General features: G+C 71.4%; 16 protein-coding genes. 12 read left to right on the forward strand and 4 right to left on the reverse strand.

Annotated elements, in window-relative coordinates:
• The first annotated feature begins 341 nt into the window (after nucleotides 1-341).
• The 4 genes from AC4BEG_RS21780 to AC4BEG_RS21795 all read left to right on the forward strand — a co-directional run bounded on the left by AC4BEG_RS21780 (nucleotide 342) and on the right by AC4BEG_RS21795 (nucleotide 4,586).
• The gene (locus tag AC4BEG_RS21780; protein ID WP_490701424.1) at nucleotides 342-1,160 is read left to right on the forward strand and encodes a helix-turn-helix transcriptional regulator; all 819 of its coding nucleotides are present in this window, start codon (nucleotides 342-344) and stop codon (nucleotides 1,158-1,160) included.
• A gap of 58 nt (nucleotides 1,161-1,218) precedes the next feature.
• Nucleotides 1,219-2,313: a helix-turn-helix transcriptional regulator gene (locus AC4BEG_RS21785; RefSeq protein ID WP_490701425.1), complete on the forward strand. Its 1,095-nt coding sequence runs from the start codon at nucleotides 1,219-1,221 to the stop codon at nucleotides 2,311-2,313.
• Between the two features lie 634 nt (nucleotides 2,314-2,947).
• A complete protein-coding gene (locus AC4BEG_RS21790) occupies nucleotides 2,948-3,511 on the forward strand; it encodes an ABC transporter permease (protein ID WP_490707156.1) in 564 nt (187 codons plus the stop codon).
• A gap of 73 nt (nucleotides 3,512-3,584) precedes the next feature.
• Nucleotides 3,585-4,586, forward strand: coding sequence for an ABC transporter substrate-binding protein (locus AC4BEG_RS21795; RefSeq protein WP_490701426.1), 1,002 nt, complete (start codon nucleotides 3,585-3,587; stop codon nucleotides 4,584-4,586).
• Between the two features lie 183 nt (nucleotides 4,587-4,769).
• Here the strand turns inward: AC4BEG_RS21795 and AC4BEG_RS21800 are convergent, their stop codons facing one another.
• The 4 genes from AC4BEG_RS21800 to AC4BEG_RS21815 all read right to left on the reverse strand — a co-directional run bounded on the left by AC4BEG_RS21800 (nucleotide 4,770) and on the right by AC4BEG_RS21815 (nucleotide 9,575).
• Complete coding sequence (locus tag AC4BEG_RS21800; protein ID WP_490701427.1) at nucleotides 4,770-6,065, reverse strand: MFS transporter; 1,296 nt, start codon at nucleotides 6,063-6,065, stop codon at nucleotides 4,770-4,772.
• Entirely contained in the window at nucleotides 6,062-6,844 is a 783-nt protein-coding gene (locus AC4BEG_RS21805) for an LLM class F420-dependent oxidoreductase (protein ID WP_490701428.1), read from the reverse strand. The genes AC4BEG_RS21800 and AC4BEG_RS21805 overlap by 4 nt, the downstream gene beginning before the upstream one ends.
• Before the next feature lie 76 nt (nucleotides 6,845-6,920).
• Complete coding sequence (locus AC4BEG_RS21810; protein WP_490701429.1) at nucleotides 6,921-7,937, reverse strand: zinc-dependent alcohol dehydrogenase; 1,017 nt, start codon at nucleotides 7,935-7,937, stop codon at nucleotides 6,921-6,923.
• A 72-nt stretch (nucleotides 7,938-8,009) separates the two neighbouring features.
• Complete coding sequence (locus AC4BEG_RS21815) at nucleotides 8,010-9,575, reverse strand: MFS transporter (protein WP_490701430.1); 1,566 nt, start codon at nucleotides 9,573-9,575, stop codon at nucleotides 8,010-8,012.
• A 439-nt stretch (nucleotides 9,576-10,014) separates the two neighbouring features.
• Here AC4BEG_RS21815 and AC4BEG_RS21820 point away from each other — a divergent pair, with 439 nt between their 5' ends.
• The 8 genes from AC4BEG_RS21820 (at nucleotide 10,015) to AC4BEG_RS21855 (ending at nucleotide 17,869) form a co-directional block, all read left to right on the forward strand.
• Nucleotides 10,015-10,680, forward strand: coding sequence for a helix-turn-helix transcriptional regulator (locus AC4BEG_RS21820; protein ID WP_490701431.1), 666 nt, complete (start codon nucleotides 10,015-10,017; stop codon nucleotides 10,678-10,680).
• A gap of 267 nt (nucleotides 10,681-10,947) precedes the next feature.
• Nucleotides 10,948-11,199, forward strand: coding sequence for an acyl carrier protein (locus AC4BEG_RS21825; RefSeq protein ID WP_490701432.1), 252 nt, complete (start codon nucleotides 10,948-10,950; stop codon nucleotides 11,197-11,199).
• A 36-nt stretch (nucleotides 11,200-11,235) separates the two neighbouring features.
• Nucleotides 11,236-12,471, forward strand: a complete 1,236-nt coding sequence (locus tag AC4BEG_RS21830) for a beta-ketoacyl-[acyl-carrier-protein] synthase family protein (protein WP_490701433.1) — start codon at nucleotides 11,236-11,238, stop codon at nucleotides 12,469-12,471.
• Entirely contained in the window at nucleotides 12,468-13,610 is a 1,143-nt protein-coding gene (locus tag AC4BEG_RS21835) for a beta-ketoacyl-[acyl-carrier-protein] synthase family protein (protein ID WP_490701434.1), read from the forward strand. The genes AC4BEG_RS21830 and AC4BEG_RS21835 overlap by 4 nt, the downstream gene beginning before the upstream one ends.
• Nucleotides 13,607-14,725, forward strand: a complete 1,119-nt coding sequence (locus tag AC4BEG_RS21840; protein WP_490701435.1) for a beta-ketoacyl synthase N-terminal-like domain-containing protein — start codon at nucleotides 13,607-13,609, stop codon at nucleotides 14,723-14,725. Before AC4BEG_RS21835 ends, AC4BEG_RS21840 begins: the two co-directional genes overlap by 4 nt.
• Nucleotides 14,725-15,711, forward strand: coding sequence for an acyl-CoA thioesterase family protein (locus AC4BEG_RS21845; RefSeq protein WP_490701436.1), 987 nt, complete (start codon nucleotides 14,725-14,727; stop codon nucleotides 15,709-15,711). The genes AC4BEG_RS21840 and AC4BEG_RS21845 overlap by 1 nt, the downstream gene beginning before the upstream one ends.
• The gene (locus AC4BEG_RS21850; RefSeq protein WP_490701437.1) at nucleotides 15,711-16,919 is read left to right on the forward strand and encodes a beta-ketoacyl-[acyl-carrier-protein] synthase family protein; all 1,209 of its coding nucleotides are present in this window, start codon (nucleotides 15,711-15,713) and stop codon (nucleotides 16,917-16,919) included. Before AC4BEG_RS21845 ends, AC4BEG_RS21850 begins: the two co-directional genes overlap by 1 nt.
• Nucleotides 16,916-17,869 carry a beta-ketoacyl synthase N-terminal-like domain-containing protein gene (locus AC4BEG_RS21855; RefSeq protein WP_490701438.1) on the forward strand — a complete coding sequence of 318 codons (954 nt, stop codon included), beginning with the start codon at nucleotides 16,916-16,918 and terminating at the stop codon, nucleotides 17,867-17,869. Before AC4BEG_RS21850 ends, AC4BEG_RS21855 begins: the two co-directional genes overlap by 4 nt.
• Nucleotides 17,870-17,882 lie beyond the last annotated feature (13 nt).

Genomic DNA, 17,882 nt, shown 5'->3' on the forward strand with positions numbered 1-17,882 from the left:
ACGCCCCTGACAGCAACCGGACAGCAGGTGGTTCGGGTGGTCGCGGGGTGTGGTGGGGCAGCTGCGCTGCGTACGAACGACCTGGGTGCACCTGTCCGGTTCCCGTAACTTGTTGACAGTTGGACACTCCGGGGCGGGGGCAGAGTGGTACACGGTGGTCCGCCATCGCCGTTTGGTCAACCTTTTGCCTTACGCCCCGCGTTGACGTCGTCGCTGTGTGCGAATTAGTGTCGATGCTGATTTCGCGCAATGCTGCCTCGCGCATCGCTTTTGGGGCAACGAAATACAAGAACCAGGCCGGTATTTGGAAAAGTAAGTTTCTGAAGCCCTCAGGGGAAGTCATGGTTGGTCTTGTCCGAGTACCCGAGCCTTCTTCTGAGAGTGCGGCAGCTGCTCCGGCCACGGCCCCGGACTATGTGGAGCGCGCCCTTCTCGAGGCGCGCGATCTGATCGCGTCGACCGTCATCCGGCACCGCCGGGAGCTGGCCCAGGACTCCTGGGCGGGGACGGCTCTGGAGAAGGTGCCGCTCGCGGAGGTCGTCGACACGCTCGTCGGCGGCGCCGAACGGACCGTGTGGGTGGTTATGCCGGGAGGCGAGGAGCAGACGGATGCCGTCTGCGCGGCGCTCGCCCGGTCCGCCGGGGAAGTCCGCCGGAGCCTGGAAGTCCGCTTGCTCTGCGGGGAGCGGACCGCGTCCGCGAACGCGATACGCGCGCTGACGCGCGCCGATCCGCGGTGCGAAGTCCGGGTCGGCGACGGCGGATTGTCCGAGGTGCTGCTCGTCGACGGCCAGCTGGCCTACCTACGCGGCGGCGGCCGTACGGATCCGGCGCGGGGCGGCGCACGGCAGGCGACGCTGGTCGAGGACCCCGCCACGGTACGGGCCCTGGAGCTGATGTTCACGGGGACCTGGGGGAACGCCATGGCGCTCGCGGAATATCCGCGGCTGGACGGGCGGCTGTGCCGGGATTCGGCCCGGCGGATTCTGGAATGTCTGCGCACCGGCCACACCGATGAGGTGGCGGCGCGCGAGATGCAGGTGTCCCTGCGCACTTATCGCCGCCATGTCGCGGAGATCATGCGGGAGCTGGGAGCCAACTCCCGCTTCCAGGCTGGGGTACGGGCGGTGGAAAGGGGGCTGCTGCCCAGCCGTCACTGACCACGCTCGCGACCCTGACCAGGTCATCGAGCGGCAATCTTGGGCAGGAAATGGGGAGATGGACGACCGCGGACGCGATCCGGGGCCGGAGGCCACGCATGCGGGGGATGTGCTGGACCGGACGCTGCGGGAGGTGCGGGCGCTGATCGAGTCCACCGTGGTGGAACACCGCGCCCGGCGCTCCCGGAGCGCACAGTTCACCGAGGTGGGAATGGAGGATTCCGCCTTTCTGGCCGCAGCCGAGCAAGTGATCACGCAGGCTCGGCGGGGGGTGGACGCGGTGTTCCCGGAGATCACGGCGCAGATGGCACCCGCGCATGCGGCGCTGGGCACCCTGCTGACCGACCTCGACGACGCGGTGCGGATACGGGTGCTGCGCGGCAGGTCCGGCCCCAGCGGCGGCCCGCCATCGGGGCCCGCACCGGTGTCCGTACCGGTGCCGGGGGCGGAGCGGATGGCGGGGGGACCGGCCTCCGGGGCATCCGGACCACCAGCTTCCGGACCACCAGCTTCCGGACCACCAGCTTCCGGACCATCTGCTTCCGGAACGACCGCTGCCGGGACGACCGCTTCCGGAACAACCGCTTCCGGAGCTGCCCGTTCGGGGGACGGCGCCTCCGGACCGACCGCCTCCGGACCGGCCTTCTCCGGTCAGCCGCTCTCCGGAAGGCCCGGCGGCAGCCGGAGCGCCGGGGGCCAGGCCCCCCGCCCGTCCCTCCCTCAGGTGCGTACCGCCACCGTCGCCGTCCTGCCCACGGCGGTGATCGCTGACGGCCGGACCGCGTTGGTGTGCACCGGGACCGACGAGGGACGTCTGACCTCGGTGGTCCAGGACCCGCTGGTGGTCGGCACGCTGCACGGGATGTTCCGCACCATCTGGGCGAGCGCGGTACCCGCCGCCCGCCCCCTCGACTTCGGCAACCGCGCCCGCACCGAGATGGTGCGGCGGGTGCTGGCCCGGCTGCGGGACGGGGTCACCGACGAGGCCGCGGCCCGCGATCTGGCGATCTCGGTGCGCACCTACCGCCGCTATGTCACCGGGATCCTGGAGCTGCTGGAGGCCGGCTCCCGCTTCCAGGCGGGCGTGCGCGCCGGTGAACTCGGCATCCTCGGCGACTCCTCGAAGCCGCCGCCCGACACCGCGGGCCGCTGACGTCCGTAGGCCCTGTCCGGCGGATCTCATCGGGCCCGCGACGCCTGGCACCGGCGCTGACCCGGCAGACCCTCATCGCGGCGCCGGAGATGCTGCGCGCCAAACGTGCCCCGCTGCCTGCGCGAAAACATGGAAATCCGCCGACGTGACTATTTCGTTTTCCTCATCCACATTGTAATCCGCTGCGTACGGGCGATAGGTTTGCATGCGGGCGTGCCCGAGAAGGGAACAGCCGGTATTGCAAGGGGATTTGGGGATGACCGAAGGGGACGGAAGGGGTGCGACCGCCACGGCGGCCGCTGGCGGCGGACCGAGGACCACGGCGCCGCATTCGCCTCGACCGGGACGTGCGCGAAAGAGCGGCCACACCACGGAAAAGGCGCGGCACGGGGGTAGCGGGCGGCAAAACAACAGGGGTTCACATGGCCGCCCTGTTCCCGTGAAGCGCGGCCGGGCCGTCTTCCACGGAGTGCTTCCGCCGCTGGTATTCGGGCTGCTGCTGCTTCTCGTATGGGACATCGTCACCCGTACCGGAATGGTCGCGGAGTTCTATCTGCCCGCCCCGGGCGCGCTGGCGAGCCGATTCCTCGACGAGGTACAACACGGCCAGCTCCTGGACTACACCAAGGAGACGGTGTGGGAGGCGCTGGCGGGCGGCGGTCTGGGGATCGCGGTGGCGCTGCCGCTGGGCTATCTCATCGCCCGCAGTGAGCTGGCGGCGGCGGCGCTCCAGCCGTATGTGGCCGCCTCGCAGGCGGTGCCCGCGGTGGCCCTGGCCCCGCTCTTCGCTCTGTGGCTGGGCTACGGACTGCTGCCCATCGCGGTGCTCTGCGCCCTGCTGGTGTTCTTCCCCATTCTGGTCAACACCGTGCTGGGGCTGCGCTCGCTGGACCCGGATGTGATGGGGGCCGCGCGGGTGGACGGGGTGGGGTGGTGGGGGATGCTCTGGTACATCGAGCTGCCGCTCGCCCTGCCCAGCATTCTCGCCGGGGTGCGCAACGGCCTCACGCTCTCCATCACCGGCGCGGTCGTCGGTGAGTTCGTGATGGGCGGTGAGGGTCTGGGGCAGCTGCTGACCATCCAGCGCCAGGAGGCCGACACCGAGGGCCTGTTCACTACGCTTGTCATGCTCTGTCTGCTCGCCGCCTGCCAGTACACGGTGGTCCGGCTGACCGAGAAGCTCGTCCAGCGCGACTGACATCGTTCACCCAAGAGGAGACGTAGTGCGTTTTGTGAGGACGTCGATGAGCCGTGCCCGCAGACACCGGGTCATGGGGGCGGCTCTTGCGTCGGCCGTGGCGCTGGCCATGCTGACCTCGTGCGCCGAGGAGCCGAAGAGCGCGGGGGACAAGGGCGGCAAGGGCATCACGGTCGGGCTGACGTACACGCCCAACATCCAGTTCGCACCGTTTTACGCGGCCGCTGAAAAGGGTTACTACAAGGACGCCGGACTAAATGTGACCCTGCGTCACCACGGCGCGGCCGAAGACCTCTTCGGGGCCCTGAAGTCGGGCAAGGAAGATGTGGTCTACGCGGGCGGCGACGAGATGCTCCAGGCCCGGTCCAAAAATGTGCCGGTCGTGAACATCGCCACCTTTTACCAGAAATACCCGGTGGGCCTGATCGTCCCCAAGGACTCCAATATCCGGAAGCCGGCGGACCTCAAGGGCCGCAAGATCGGCACCCCCGGCCCCTATGGCGAAACCTATTTCGGATTGCTGGCGCTCCTGAAGGAAGGCGGGCTTTCCACCAAGGACGCCAAGGTCCAGAACATCGGCTTCACCCAGCAGGCCGCCCTGACCGGAAAGAAGGTCGAGGGCGTGATGGGCTACCTGAATAACGACGCCGTCGCCTTCAAGGGGGCGGGGACCTCGGTACGGGCGATTACGCTCGACTCGGGTGACGAGGGAGATCCGCTGGTCGGTGTGGGCCTTGGTGCCAAGAAGAGCACACTGGACAAGCGCGGCCACGAGATGAAGAAGTTCGTCGATGCCTCGCTGCGCGGTATGCAGTACGTGATGGATCACCCGGACGAGGCCATCGAGCTGAGCCAGAAGTACGTACCGAGCCTGCGCGGTGACAAGCAGCGGAAGAACGCGCGCGCGGTGCTGAAGGCCACCATCCCGCTGCTGAAGAACAAACAGGGCGAGGTGGGCGTCAACGACCCGCAGACCTGGGCCCGGATGGCGGACTTCATGTACGACCAGGGGCTGTTGGGGGAGACGGTGACCCCCGAGGACGCCTACGACAACGACTATCTGCCCAAGTCGTAGCGATGGGCGGTCGGTTGGGCCGTGACGGGGCGGCGGGCGGACAGGCGCTCGCCGCCCCGGCGAGTGAGCCGAAGGGGCGCGCCGCTGTCGAAAGGGAGAGCGCGCGGAGGCCCTGAGGCTGCAATCGATATGCGGCTACCGCCGCGCGGAAGGGCCGAGCACGGTCGACCGTCGACAGGGGCTTCAGCGCCCCGGAGGCGAACCGAGCCCTGAAGAACGCCGCAGGGCCGCCGACACCGCGAAGGCCGCTCCGGCCCCGGCCGCCAGCGCCACCCAGCTGCCCGTCGCCGAGGTCTGGGAGATCATGAACAGCCCGATGGCCGGGCCCGAGGCGGTGCCCAGGTTCCACGCCAGCGAGGCCAGCGCGCTCGCCCGGCCCACCGCCTCCTCGCCCGACCAGCGCAGCAGCAGCGGATAGAACGCCGAGGAGTACATCAGCTCCCCCGCCGCGAACACCACCGCGAAGGCCAGCAGCAGCCCATGGCGTACCGCGGCCGGGGCCGAGGGACCGGCCAGCGCCGCGCCGAGGCCGCAGCCGAACGCCCCGGCCCACAGCACCGGTCCGGCCGCCAGGCTGACGGTCTCCGGCAGCCGCTCCAGCCGACGGCTCAGCAGCGGCTGAAGGGTCACCAGGGCAAAGGAGTTGGCCGCCACCACGGCGCTGACCCAGCCCAGCGTGATGCCCATGTGGTCATGCATCAGCAGCGGGACGGTCGCCTCGATCTGGGTGAAGCCGACGATCGCGAACAGAGCCTGGGCGACCACCAGCAGCGCCATGGGCCGGATCCGCAGCAGCGTGCGGTAGGTCGGACCGGACGTTCCACCATCCGTCTCCGGCCCCTTCTGCGACGCCTGGGGTTCCGCCGCCTTCGGCCGTAGTGCCTGGATCACCACGACCAGCGGAACGGCCGCGGCCGCGTTGGCCAGATACAGCCAGCGCAGCGTCCCGGTGGGGGTCGCGGCCCCGTGCAGCGCGAGGCCCGCCACCACCGAACCGAAGCCGATCCCGGCGTTGTTGACGATGTGCCGGACGGTGAACGCCGTCCGGCGGCCGCTCTCCGGCACGGCGAGGTCCACCACGCCGACGATCGAGGCGTAGAAGAGCCCGAAGCCGACCCCGACACAGGCGCCGGAGACCAGCACCAGCACCACCCCGTCGGCCGGGGCCAGCAGCCCGTACCCCACGGCCAGCGCCGCGCCGCCGATCGCCCCCACCCGGTGCGGGCCCCGGCGGTCGGCCAGCGGACCGCCGAGGAGGGCCGCGGCGAAGCTGGCCGCGGCCATCGCGATGAAGTAGCCGCCCGCCGCCCGGGAGCCGAGCCCCAGCAGTTGGCTGATGTAGATCGAGGTGAACGGGAAGCACAGGCCGTTGCCCAGGCTGGAGAGCAGCAGCACGCCCATCAGCAGGGTGAACCGCCGCCCGAGGGGGGTGCGGGCGGCGGGCCGGGTCTCGGCCGCCTCGGGAGGGAGCCCGGTCACGTGGTGAGCGCGGTGCGCACCGTGAGCAGCTCCTCGACCGTGCGCAGATCGTATGGGGCGGGCAGGGACAGCACCACATGCACCGCTCCGGCCTCGGCGAACCCCTCCACCAGCGGCAGCTGGTCCGGGTTGACCATGACCGTACGGGCGACCTCGCCGGGGTCCCGGCCGACCCGTTCGCACCACTGGTCCAGCACACCGTTCAGCTCGCGGAACTCGGCGACCGGGTCCTCGGAGGCCCAGCCGTACCAGTTCCACCAGTCGGCCTCCCGGGCCACCAGCTCCAGGGTGCGGCGCCGGCCGCCCCCGCCGATCAGCACCGGAAGCCGTCCGGCGGGCCCGGGGTTGAGCCGGGCCAGCCGCTCCTTGACGGCCGTGACGGCGGCGGCGAACGCGTCCATGCGCTCGGCCGGACCGGGGAACGGGATGCCGTACGCGCGGTGCTCGGCCTCGAACCAGCCCGCGCCCAGGCCCAGCACCAGCCGTCCGCCGCTGAGCTGGTCCACGGTGCGGGCCATATCGGCGAGCACCTGCGGATTGCGGAAGGCGGTGCAGCTCACCAGCGGGCCGATGGCGGCCCGCTGGGTCTCGACCGCCATCGCGGACAGCAGCGACCAGCACTCGTAGTGGCGTCCGGCCGGATCGCCGGTGTGCGGGAGGAAGTGGTCCCAGGTCCACAGGGAGTCGACGCCGAGCGCGTCGGCCTCGCGCCAGGCGGTGCGCAGTTCCGCGACACCGGTGTGCTGGGGGTGGAGCTGTACGCCTACGCGCAGGGACACGGCGGTCCTTTCTCGGCTGTGCTCGGAGTGCTCAGGTGGCTCGGATCCGGCGCGGGATCGGCGCGGAACCCGGGCGTTACGGGGTGACGAGGACCCGGTAGACGGGGGTCCCGGCGGTCTGCTCGAGAGCTTTCTCCACCTCGTCGAGCGCATAGCGCGCGGTGACCAGCGTCCGGAGCCGCTCGGCGAGACCGCCGCCGCGGAGCAGTTCGGCGGCGGCGCGCCAGTCGTCGGGCTCATGGCTGAAGGAGCCGGTGACGGTGAGCTGGCGGCGGTGCACCTCGTAGCCGGGCAGCTCGGCCGGCGGGCCGTCGGGGCCGCCGCCGAAGAGCACGATGGTGCCGCCGTCGGCGACGGCGGCCAGGGCGGTGGCGATGGACTCCCTGGACGCGATGGTCACGAACACCACGTCGGCGGGCGGGAGTTGACCGACGTCCTCGGGGGTGACGGCCGCGTCGGCCCCGGCGTCGGCGATGGCGGCGAGCCGCTGCTCGTCGCGTTCGACCACACATACGCCGCGGGCCTGGAGGTGCCGGGCGACGGCGAGGTGCAGCCGGCCCATGTAGCCCGCGCCGATCACGGTGACACGGTCACCGGCGCGGAATCCGCCGCGGCGCAGCGAGTGGACCACACAGGCCAGCGGTTCGCCCATGGCGGCCACGGCGGGGTCGGCGTCGCCCACCGACCACACCCGGGAGGCGGGGAGGACGATGTACTCGCCCAGGCCCGCGCCCATGGCGATGGCGCCGTCCTCCCGGACCTGGCCCTGGAGGGCCACGCAGATGGCGGACTGGCCGCGGCGGCAGGCCCGGCAGGTGCCGCAGCGGGGCAGTCCGTCGAGGGTGACCAGGGAGCCGACGGCGGGCATGTCCTCCAGGTCGGCGGCCTTGGTGCCGACCTTCTCCACCCAGCCGGATATCTCATGTCCGGCGGCGGCCGGGTAAACGTTCATGCGCCCGGCGTACAGATTGGCCTCCATGGTGCAGATGCCGCACGCCGCGATGCGTACGAGCACCTCGGAGTCGCCCACGTCGGGCACAGGTATCTCTCTGATCTCCACCTGGCCTGGCGCGGTGATGACAGCGCTGCGCATGTGAACTGCCTTCCGGAATACGGACGTTGTGCCGGGAGGCTATGCCGCGCTGTCAGCCGTGGCAAGAAAGGATCAACGGTCGGAACCGGCCGATGAGGACGCCCGCCGGAAGGTCCACCAGATGATCGCCGCCCCGACCGCGGCGGCGATGGCGCCGACGACGGAGGCGACATGCATGGCGTGCACAAAGCCTCGGTCGGCGAGGTCGGACAGATGGGGGATCCGCAGCCGGTCGCCGATCATCCGGGTGGCCTCGGGGGACTCCTGCGCGGAGTCGGCAGCTCCTGGGGGCAGCCGGTCCAGATCCGGGGTGATCCGGTCGCGGTAGACGCTGACCAGGACGGAGCCGAGGACGGCGACCCCGAGGACACCGCCGATCTGCCGCATCGCGTTGTTGACGGCCGATCCGGCGCCGGTGCGGTCGGCGGGCAGTACGGACATGATGGCCTCGGTGGTGGGGGCCACCGCGGCGCCCATGCCCAGCCCCTGGAGGATGAGGAAGACCCAGAACAGCGCCAGTCCGCTGTTCTCGTCGAGGAAGACGTAGGAGAAGAAGCCGACGGTGGCGATCAGCATGGCGGAGGTGACCACCGCGCGGACCCCGAACGCCCGGACCAGCTTGGCCGAGAACGGGGCACCGAGTAAGACGCCGAGGGCGACGGGGGCGATGGACAGCCCGCACTCCAGCGGGGTCTGGCGGTGCACCCCTTGCAGATAGAAGCTGGTGTAGTACATCGAGCCGTTCAGGCCGAAAAAGGTGAGCATCACCGCCACGCTGGCGCCGGTGAACCGGATGTCGCGGAACAGCCGTACGTCGAAGCTGGGGTTGGCCACCCGCAGTTCGACCAGGACGAACAACACGACCAGCAGCGCGCCCCCGGCGAGCGCGGCGAGGATGGCCGGATCGGTCCAGTCGTTGCGGTGGCCGCCCTCGATGACGCCCCAGACGATGGCGAACAGCCCGGCGGTGGAGAGCACCACGCCCAGCGGGTCGAACTTCTGCCGCACCCGCTTGGCCACCCCGGGCAGGAAGACCAGCGATCCGGCCACGCACAGCAGCACGATCGGGACATTCACCAGGAAGACCGAACCCCACCAGAAGTGGTCCAGCAGGGCCCCGCTGAGCATCGGTCCGGTGGCGATGGCGATACCGCTGGAGCCGGACCAGATGGCGATGGCGGTGGCGCGGTGCCGCTCGTCGAAGACCTGGGCGATGAGCGCGAGAGTGGCGGGCATGATCAGGGCGCTGCCGATGCCCATGGCCCCCCGGGCGACGATGAGTTCGGTGGCCGAGCCCGCGTAGGCGGCCCAGGCGGAGGCGGCGCCGAAGACGAGCATGCCGGTGAGCAGCAGTCTGCGGTGTCCGTAGCGGTCGGCGAGCACCCCGCCGGTGAACAGCAGCACCGCGAAGACCAGGGTGTAGGAACTGATGCTCCACTGGAGCTCGTTGGGGCTCGCGCCGAGGCCCTCGTCGGGGTCGGCCAGTGTCTTCAGCGCGACGTTCAGCACGGTGTTGTCGAGCCAGACGGCCAGCTGGGACAGGACGAGCACCGAGAGTGCGAGCCATTGGCGGCCGGTCGGTGAGGGCGGCGGTTCGGTCGGAGCCGTGTCGGTCGTCGCGGTGTTCTGTGCAGCCATGGGGGCGGCGCCTTTCGGGACCACGGAAGGGTGAGGGGGTCCGCGTCGTACGTCAAGGGACGGCTTACTGGCTTATGCGCTGGCGTATGAGGAAGCTACCAATCGGCCGAGCCGAGGTGCAGCCCCTTGGCGGCACCGGCCTGTTCAGCGGCGGGAACACGCGGGCATTTCGCGGCGAGAACTGTCCTATAAGTAACGATCTTCCTTGCCGTGCGGAGGGTGGCTGGTTACTGTGCGGCAAAGGGAACGGGGGTGTCCTTTGAGCCATTTCGGAATTCAACTAAATGACCCTACGCCTATTGACCACAATGACAAGGGGGCCGGCGCCCGGGGGACGGTTCGCAGGGAACCGGAAGCGAGGTCGGACAACCTGGAGCAGGCGCTGGGAGAGGCGTTACGCCTGCTGGAGTCGGCTGTCCATCATCATCGGCGCAGTGTCATGGCGTCCGCGGCCGCCGAACTCCCGGTGGCCGGGGAAGCGGTGGCCGGATGGGTCGCACGGCTGGTGCTGCGCGCCGAGCGCGATGTGATCTGGAGTCTGCCGGAGGTGACATGCGAGGAGCATGCCCGGCTGATCGCGCAGACGCTCACCCAACTCGCGGGCAAGGGTGTCAGAACGCGGATGCTGTGCCCGCCGCGGGTGATTCGGGAGGCCGCGTGGCAGCGCTCCGTCGGCACGGTGGAACGGCTGGACATCCGGGTCTGTGACGGGGTGCGGCAGGAGCTGGTGGTGGTGGACGGGAGTGCGGTCATCGCGCCCGACGCCTCCCCGGGCGAACCCGGCGGATCCCGGGCCTCGATGATCCAGAACTCGACCGTGGCCGACATGCTGCACCAACTGCTGTGCGGGATGTGGGACACGGCGCAGCGCCCGATGCGACCGCTGTCCTTCGAGGGCGGTGCGCGCGGCCGGGTGCTGCGCGAGGTGCTGACGCTGATGGCGGAGGGATACAAGGACGACGCGGCGGCCCGCAAGCTGGGTCTTTCGGTGCGTACCTACCGGCGCTATGTGGCCGACATCATGCGTGACTTGAAGGTCGAGTCACGGTTCCAGGCCGGAGTGCGCGCCGTGCGCGCCGGACTCATGGAGCCCGACGGCGGCTGAGATCCACTGTCGAGGGCGGTCGGATTCGGGGTGATTTGCGTGGTCCGCGTGTCAGCTTCCTGACACGATCTTGCGGATTCCGCGATCGTACGCCCTGGTAACCGGCCGCCCTCGGCAGCTATATGACAACCGCTGACGGCAATCACTCAGGTTTACCGGGCACATGACAGGTAGTGGACTCGGGGCTTGTCCGCTTCGGGGGCGGCGCATAGCGTCATCGGACAGCTTCGCCGCTTTGCCCATGCCCGAAAATGGAGGTGCGCGGTAATGTCCGCCATCGTCGAAGAGCGCCGGGAAACCATCAGGGAAATCGTTGTCGATATCCTTGAGATCGATCCCGACGAGGTCACCGAGGCCAGTCTCTTCAAGGAAGAGCACGACGCGGATTCGCTGCGGGCCATTGAAATTCTGTCGGCGCTGGAGAAGAAATTCAACGTCGTCATCGATCAGTCCGAACTCAGCCGGATGGTCAATCTGCGCGGCGTCTACGAGGTGGTTTCCGACGCGGCCGGCTGGTGACGGACCCTCGGCGGATTCCTCGGAAGGCAGAGCGATATGCGTGGTGAACCGGGTCGCAGGGTGGTCGTCACCGGCCTCGGAGCGGTGTCGGGCATAGGCATCGGCGCCGCCGAATTCCTTGCCGGGCTGCGCGCGGGGAAGAGCGCCGCCAAGCCCATCACCGCCTTCGACACCGAGGGCTTCGAGCATTCCATGGCGTGCGAGGTCACGGATTTCGACCCCGGTGAGTGGATCCGCAATTTGCCGCCCCGCACCCTGGGCCGGGCGAGCCAGTTCGCCGTGTCCGCCGCGCGCATGGCCGTGGCGGACGCCGGGCTCCCGGAGAGCGAACTGCGCGAGGTGCCCTGTCTGGTATCCGTCGGTACCACCGACGGCGAGTCCAGGGACCTGGACCAGCTGGTCGAGGTGGAGGTGGACCTCGGCCCGGAGCGGATGGACCCGGTCACCGCACGCCGGGTCCCGGCCGGACGGCTGTCGTCCACCATCGCCCATGAGTTCGGCCTCACTCGTGCCGAGGCGGTCACCCTGCCCACCGCCTGCGCCGCGGGCAACTACGCGATCGGCTACGGCTTCGACGCCATCCGCGGCGGGGACGTGGACATCGCCCTGTGCGGCGGCGCCGACGCCCTGTGCCGCAAGACCTTCACCGGCTTCTACCGCCTGGGCACCATCGCCCCCGAGCGCTGCCAGCCCTTCGACAGGGACCGCAAGGGCATTCTCACCGGCGAGGGCGCGGGCGTCCTGGTGCTGGAGAGCCTGGAATCGGCGCTCACCCGGGGCGCCCGGATCTACGCCGAAGTCCTCGGCTACGGCCTCAACTGCGACGCCGACCACCCGGTGGCCCCCAACCAGGACAGCGTGGCCCGCTGTATGCAACTGGCCCTGGACAACGCCCGCGTCGCACCCGACGAGGTCGACTTCATCTCCGCGCACGGCACCGGCACCCGCGCCAACGACATCACCGAGGCTCGCGCCATCCACCAGGTCTTCGGCGAGCGCACGGCACCGCGCACCGTCTCCGTCAAGTCGATGATCGGCCACTCCATGGGCGCGGCCGGAGCGCTGGCCTCCATCGCCTGCGCGCTCGCGATCACCGAGGGGTTCATTCCGCCGACCATCAACCATGCCGAAACCGACCCCGAGTGCGCGCTCGACTGTGTGCCCAACCAGGCCGTCGAGGCCGAGCTGCGGGTTGTCCAGAACAACGGCCTGGCCTTCGGCGGCAACAACGCCGTGGTGATTTTCGGCAAGCACAGTTCGGCCGGATCATGAGCCCGCTGGTGACCGGCGCGGGCGCCGTGGCGAGCGTGGGCGAGGGCGTCGACGGGATCTTCCGGGCCCTGTGCGCCGGCACCAGCGGACTCCATGAACTGCGCGGCTTCGACAAGGACCGGTACCGGGGCCGCCACGCCTACGAGATCGACGACCGCCCGGCCTGCGGTTCGGACGTCCCCGGCCGCGCCACCGCCTGGCTGCTGCGCGCGATCGAGGAGGCCATCGGCCAGGCCGGTCTGGACGAGGACCTGAGCGAGATCCCCGTCCTGGTCGGCACCGGGCTGCGGGAACTGCGCTCGGCCGAACTGGCCTGGCGCGACCGCACCGGATTCGACCTCGGACGGCTGTACTTCGGCCCCGCCCTGCGGAAGCGGTTCGGCGCGGTGGACACCCACACCTTCGCCGGGGCCTGTTCGGCCTCGCTCTACGCGCTCGCACTCGGCAGCGACCTGCTGGCGAGCGGTGCCGCGGACACCGTGGTCGTCGCCGGTGTCGACACCCTGACCGAGAGCATGTACGGGCTGCTGGACCGGGTGAACAGCGAACCCCCCGACTGCGTACGGCCCTTCGACCGATCCCGCCGCGGTGTCCTGATGGGCGACGGCGCCGCCGCGGTGGTGCTGCGCCGCGAGGAGCCCGGCGCGGCGTCCGCCGCGCTCGGCCGGCTGCTGGCCGTCAGCATGAACTGCGACGCACGCCATGTCACCGCCCCCGACGCCCAGGGGATCGCCGAGGCGGTGCACGAGGCGCAGTGGCGCGCGGGCGTCAAACCGCGCGACATCGACCTGGTGCTGCTGCACGGCACCGGCACCCAGCTCAATGACACCGCCGAGGCCACCGCCCTCGCCGAGGTCTACGGCTCCGACGTCGGCGGGCCGCTGATGACCGCCATCAAGTCCATGACCGGGCACACCTCCGGCGGCTCGGGGCTGCTCAGCCTGATCGTCGCGCTCCGGTCGCTGGCCACCGGCCAGGTGCCGCCCACCCTGCACCTCACCGATCCGCTGCCGGAGGCCGCGGAGTTCCGCTTCGTCCGGGAGCCGGTCAGCGGCGCGGGGCTCCGCCTCGCCCAGGTCGACGCGTTCGGCTTCGGCGGGGTCAACGCGGTGGCCGTCGTGGAGAGGACCGGCCGATGACCGCGAGCCCCGACGCGGTCGTCGTCTCCGGAGTCGGCCTGGCCCTGCCCGGCGCGGGCACCCCGGGCGCGCTGCTGCGCAACGCCCGTCCCGTTCCCGGTCCTTCGGACCGTTTCGACACCACCACCGGGATCGGCCGCCGCGGCCACCGCTACAAGGACCGGGCCACCCGGCTGGCGCTGTGCGCCGCCCTCGACGCGCTGCGGGACGCCGCCCTGGTCCGCGGCGAGGACGCCCAACTGACCGTGCCGGGCGCCACCGTGGGCGTGGTCGGCAGCTCCAACCTGGGCAACCTCGACACCGCGTGTCTGACCGCCGCCGCCATCGCCGAGGACTCCGCCTGTGGCTTGAGCCCCATGAGCCTGCCCAACGCCTCCAGCAATGTGATCGCCTCCTGGGTGGCGATCCGGCACGGGCTGCGCGGCCCCAATCTGATGTTGTGCAACGGGCCCACCTCCGGACTGGACGCCGTCCACTGGGGTGCCACACTGGTCGCCGCCGGACGGGTCCGCCGGGCCCTGGTGGTCGGCGTCGAGACCCACAACCCCGTCGTGGAGGAGCTGGCCGGAGCCCCGGCCGGGGACCTGCTCGACGGCGCCGCGGCCGTGGTGGTCGAAGGCGCCCGGTGGGCCCGCGAGCGCGGAGCTCGGGCGAGCGCCGTCCTCGGGCCGTATGCGCGGCGGCCGGGGCTCGGCCCGTGCCTGGCGGCACTGCTGCCCGAAGGCCCGCCCCCCGGCGTCTGGTTCACCCCTGAGCGCTACGAGGAACCCGCGGGCGCGGCCGTGCCGGTGCCCGGAACCGTGCCCCGGCACGACATCTCCGTCGCGTTCGGCCGCGCGTCCGGCGCCCTCGGCGTCCTCCAGTGCGCCGCCGCGGTCGGCTGGCTGGCCGCCGACGGCTCCGGGGACGCCCTGCTCACCAGCGGCGACGACACCGCCGACGCGGTGGCCGGACTGCTGCTGCGCCCCACGGCCGCCCCACACCCCGGCCGGGACGGCCCGTTTTCAGCGTTCTCAGCGAGTTCAGCCAGTCCAGCGAATCCAGCCAGTCCAGCGAATCCAGCCAGTCCAGAGAGTTCAGTGAGTCCAGCGAGTTCAGCGATGGAGAGCCCCTGATGACCGCCGCCCCGCCGATGCGGACCAAGGCCCTGCTGGCCGACACCACCAGCGTGACGCTGCGCCCGCGCTACGAGGGCTCCAACATCTGCACCTGGATCGGTTTCAAGCACGTCAACTACCTCGTCGAGGAAGCCGTGCTGATCCACTTCGCACGCTGCGGGGCGCCCGCCCGGCTGCTCTACGAGGAGCACGGCCTCGGGCTGGACATCGTCCGGCTGGACACCCGCGTCCTGCACGCCTTCCACCTGGACGACGAGGCCGAGGCCGAGGTGGTCCCGGACACCTCCGACGCCGACCCCACCCTCGGCTTCAAGGTCACCCTCCGCGTCACTCGCGGCGGCTCCTCCCTCAAGGCCGTCACCGCCACCGTGCGCGTCGCGCTGCGCACCGACACCTACCTGGACGCCCCCGCACAGCCGCCCGGCGAGCTGGCCCGCTTCGCCACCGAGCGGCTGGGCACGGACGCCCCGGCAGCCGACCTGGCGGTGGCCGAACTGCCCGCGGACGCCGATGAGCGGGCCGTGCTCACCGCGCTGACCGAGGGCCGCAACGCCCACGCCTGGAAGTGGACCATCCCCTACCCCTACTGCCACTTCACCGAGCGGCTCCAGATGTCCGGCTATCTGCGGCTGATGGAGGAGGCCAAGGACCGCTTCGTGGCCGCCCGCGGCATCTCCATCAAAACCCTGCTGGACGACCGCAAATGGATACCCGTCGTCCCGCGGTCCACCCTGCGGATCACCGGTGAGGCGCTGATGGAGGAGGACCTCTACACGGTCTACACCGTGGAGGAGATCTTCAAGGACCTCACCTACACCGCCCGGATGGACTGCTACGTACTCCGCGACGGCGCCCTCGCCCGCACCGCCACCGGCCGGATCGTGCACGGCTACGCGCTGATCGAGAACCGCAGCGACTGGCGGCTGGTCCCCTTCGACCAGCGGGTGCTGGACGCCATCGGCGGGAAGACGGGCGCCCCCTGATGGACGACGTACTGATCACCGGACTCGGGGCGCTGTCCCCCTTGGGCTCGGGCGTCGACACGTTCTGGCACGGGATGCGGACCCCGGACACCGCCCCGGTCACGGTGCCCGATCCGCTCGCCCGCATGGACCACCCGCTGATGTACCTGGTGCCCGAGGCCGATCTGCCGGACGGGCCCGCCGAGCGGGACGGGCTGCCGCTGGGGCGCGGTTCGCAGTTCGCCCTGGAGGCGGCGCGCCAGGCCGTCGAGGACGCCGGACTCGACCGCGCGGACGCCGCGCCCGATCCACGCCGGGTGGCCGTGGTCCTCGGCAGCGGAATGGGCGACACCGACCTCCATGAACGCTGGTGGACCGGGACCGACCCGGGCTCCGGCCGCTGGGCCCCGGTCTACCCGGTGGCCGGGGCGGTCGCCGCGTGGTTCGGCGCGCACGGGCCCACCACCTGTGTCAGCAACGCCTGTTCGGCGAGCGGCTACGCCCTGTCCGAGGGCGCCGATCTGATCCGCTCCGGCGAGGCGGACGTGGTCATCGCGGGCGGCGCCGAGGCGTACTCCCGGGTGGCGCTGGCCTGTTTCAACCGGCTGGGCGCGATCGACCCCGAGAGCTGCCGCCCGTTCGCCGCCGACCGCGGCGGCACCGTGTTCGGCGAGGGCGCCGCCGTGCTGGTCCTGGAGTCCGCGGCGCACGCCCGCGCCCGCGGTGTCCGAACCGTCTACGCCCGGCTGGCGGGCACCGGATGGAGCTGCGACGCGCACCACCCGACCGCGCCCGAGCCCGACGGCGCCCAGATCGAGCGGGCGATGCGGGACGCGCTGCGGGAGGCGGGGGTGAGCGCCGCGCCGGGGGAGCGGGGCCTGGGGGTCGTGGTGCCGCACGGCACCGGCACCGATCTGAACGACGTGGTGGAGAGCCGGATCCTGGCCGCGCTGGCGGGCGGCCCCGAGACGCGGGCGCCGCTGTACAGCCTGAAGGCGCTGATCGGCCACACCGGCGGCGCGGCGGGCGCGTTCTCGGCGCTGGCCGCCGTTCTGATGCTGCACCACAGGACCCTGCCGCCCAATGTGCCGATCGGGGCGCTCGATCCCGAGTGCCCGGTGCGGCTGCCGTCCGAGCCGTCCCCGATCACCGCCCCCTACGGTCTGGTCAACGCCTACGCGTTCGGCGGCAACAACATCTCGCTCGTCTTCGGGGAGGCCGGTTCATGAGCGGCACCGATCTGGTGGTGGCGGGCGTGGGCACGGTGAGCGCCGACGGCTTCGACTTCCGTTCCGCGCTCGGCCGCCGCGGCTACAAGTACCTGCCCACCGCCGCCCAGTACTTCCTGGCCGCGGCCAAACGCGCGCTGGCCGACGCCGGTCCGGACGCCCTGGAGGCGACGGAGCCCGAGCGGCGGGGCGCCGCGGTGGGCACCAACAGCGCGGCCGTCGCCCTGCACCACGCCATGGACCGTACGGTCACCGGAACCGGTGCCCGGGATCTGAGCCCGATCACCGCGCCCTACTTCTCCATCAACCTCTTCGGCAGCCGACTGGCCACCGAACACGACCTCAAGGGCTTCAACCTCACCCTCACCACCCCCAGGGTGGCCGGGTTCGAGGCGCTCCGCACCGGTCAGCGCGCGCTGGCCGCGGGCCGGGCGCGGCTGCTGATCGCCGGGGCCACCGAGGAGGCGCTGCCGGAGGGCGAACCGGGCGCGGACCGCTCGGAGGCCGGGGCGGTCGCGCTGCTGCTGGAGCCCGCGGCCTCGGTGGCGGCCCGGGGCGGGCGGGCGCTGGGGCGGCTGGGTATCCGCACGTTCTTCCTGCCGCCGCCCACCGCCGGTGAGGGCGCCGACCGGGCGGCGGCGCTGGTCCGGGACGCGCTCGACGCCCTCGGCCACCGGCCGGACGCCCCCCTGACCACCACCGCCGTGCTCGACAACTCCCCGGTGGGGGAGGCGGTCGCGGCGGCGCTGGAGGACATCACGGGGGGCGAGAATCCCGCGCGGATCCCGGCGGGCGCGGGCGCCCTGGAGCCGGTGGCACAGGCCGCCGCCGCGCTCGACGGCGACCCGGACCGGGCCCACGCGGTCGTCACCGCGGCCGCCGAAGGACATCTCGCCGTCTGCCTGGTCACCCCCGGCGGTGCCGGGCCGGTGCGGACGGACAGCCGATGAGCACACCACGGAG

The sequence above is a fragment of the Streptomyces sp. JLBJ103 genome (assembly GCF_058215575.1).

Excerpts from the sequence above, each read along its gene's own strand:
- AC4BEG_RS21780 (WP_490701424.1), top strand. The coding sequence starts at position 342 with ATGGTTGGTCTTGTCCGAGTACCCGAGCCTTCTTCTGAGAGTGCGGCA.
- AC4BEG_RS21785 (WP_490701425.1), top strand. The coding sequence starts at position 1,219 with ATGGACGACCGCGGACGCGATCCGGGGCCGGAGGCCACGCATGCGGGG.
- AC4BEG_RS21795 (WP_490701426.1), top strand. The coding sequence starts at position 3,585 with ATGGGGGCGGCTCTTGCGTCGGCCGTGGCGCTGGCCATGCTGACCTCG.
- AC4BEG_RS21810 (WP_490701429.1), bottom strand. The coding sequence starts at position 7,937 with ATGCGCAGCGCTGTCATCACCGCGCCAGGCCAGGTGGAGATCAGAGAG.
- AC4BEG_RS21815 (WP_490701430.1), bottom strand. The coding sequence starts at position 9,575 with ATGGCTGCACAGAACACCGCGACGACCGACACGGCTCCGACCGAACCG.
- AC4BEG_RS21820 (WP_490701431.1), top strand. The coding sequence starts at position 10,015 with ATGGCGTCCGCGGCCGCCGAACTCCCGGTGGCCGGGGAAGCGGTGGCC.
- AC4BEG_RS21825 (WP_490701432.1), top strand. The coding sequence starts at position 10,948 with ATGTCCGCCATCGTCGAAGAGCGCCGGGAAACCATCAGGGAAATCGTT.
- AC4BEG_RS21830 (WP_490701433.1), top strand. The coding sequence starts at position 11,236 with ATGCGTGGTGAACCGGGTCGCAGGGTGGTCGTCACCGGCCTCGGAGCG.
- AC4BEG_RS21835 (WP_490701434.1), top strand. The coding sequence starts at position 12,468 with ATGAGCCCGCTGGTGACCGGCGCGGGCGCCGTGGCGAGCGTGGGCGAG.
- AC4BEG_RS21840 (WP_490701435.1), top strand. The coding sequence starts at position 13,607 with ATGACCGCGAGCCCCGACGCGGTCGTCGTCTCCGGAGTCGGCCTGGCC.
- AC4BEG_RS21845 (WP_490701436.1), top strand. The coding sequence starts at position 14,725 with ATGACCGCCGCCCCGCCGATGCGGACCAAGGCCCTGCTGGCCGACACC.
- AC4BEG_RS21850 (WP_490701437.1), top strand. The coding sequence starts at position 15,711 with ATGGACGACGTACTGATCACCGGACTCGGGGCGCTGTCCCCCTTGGGC.
- AC4BEG_RS21855 (WP_490701438.1), top strand. The coding sequence starts at position 16,916 with ATGAGCGGCACCGATCTGGTGGTGGCGGGCGTGGGCACGGTGAGCGCC.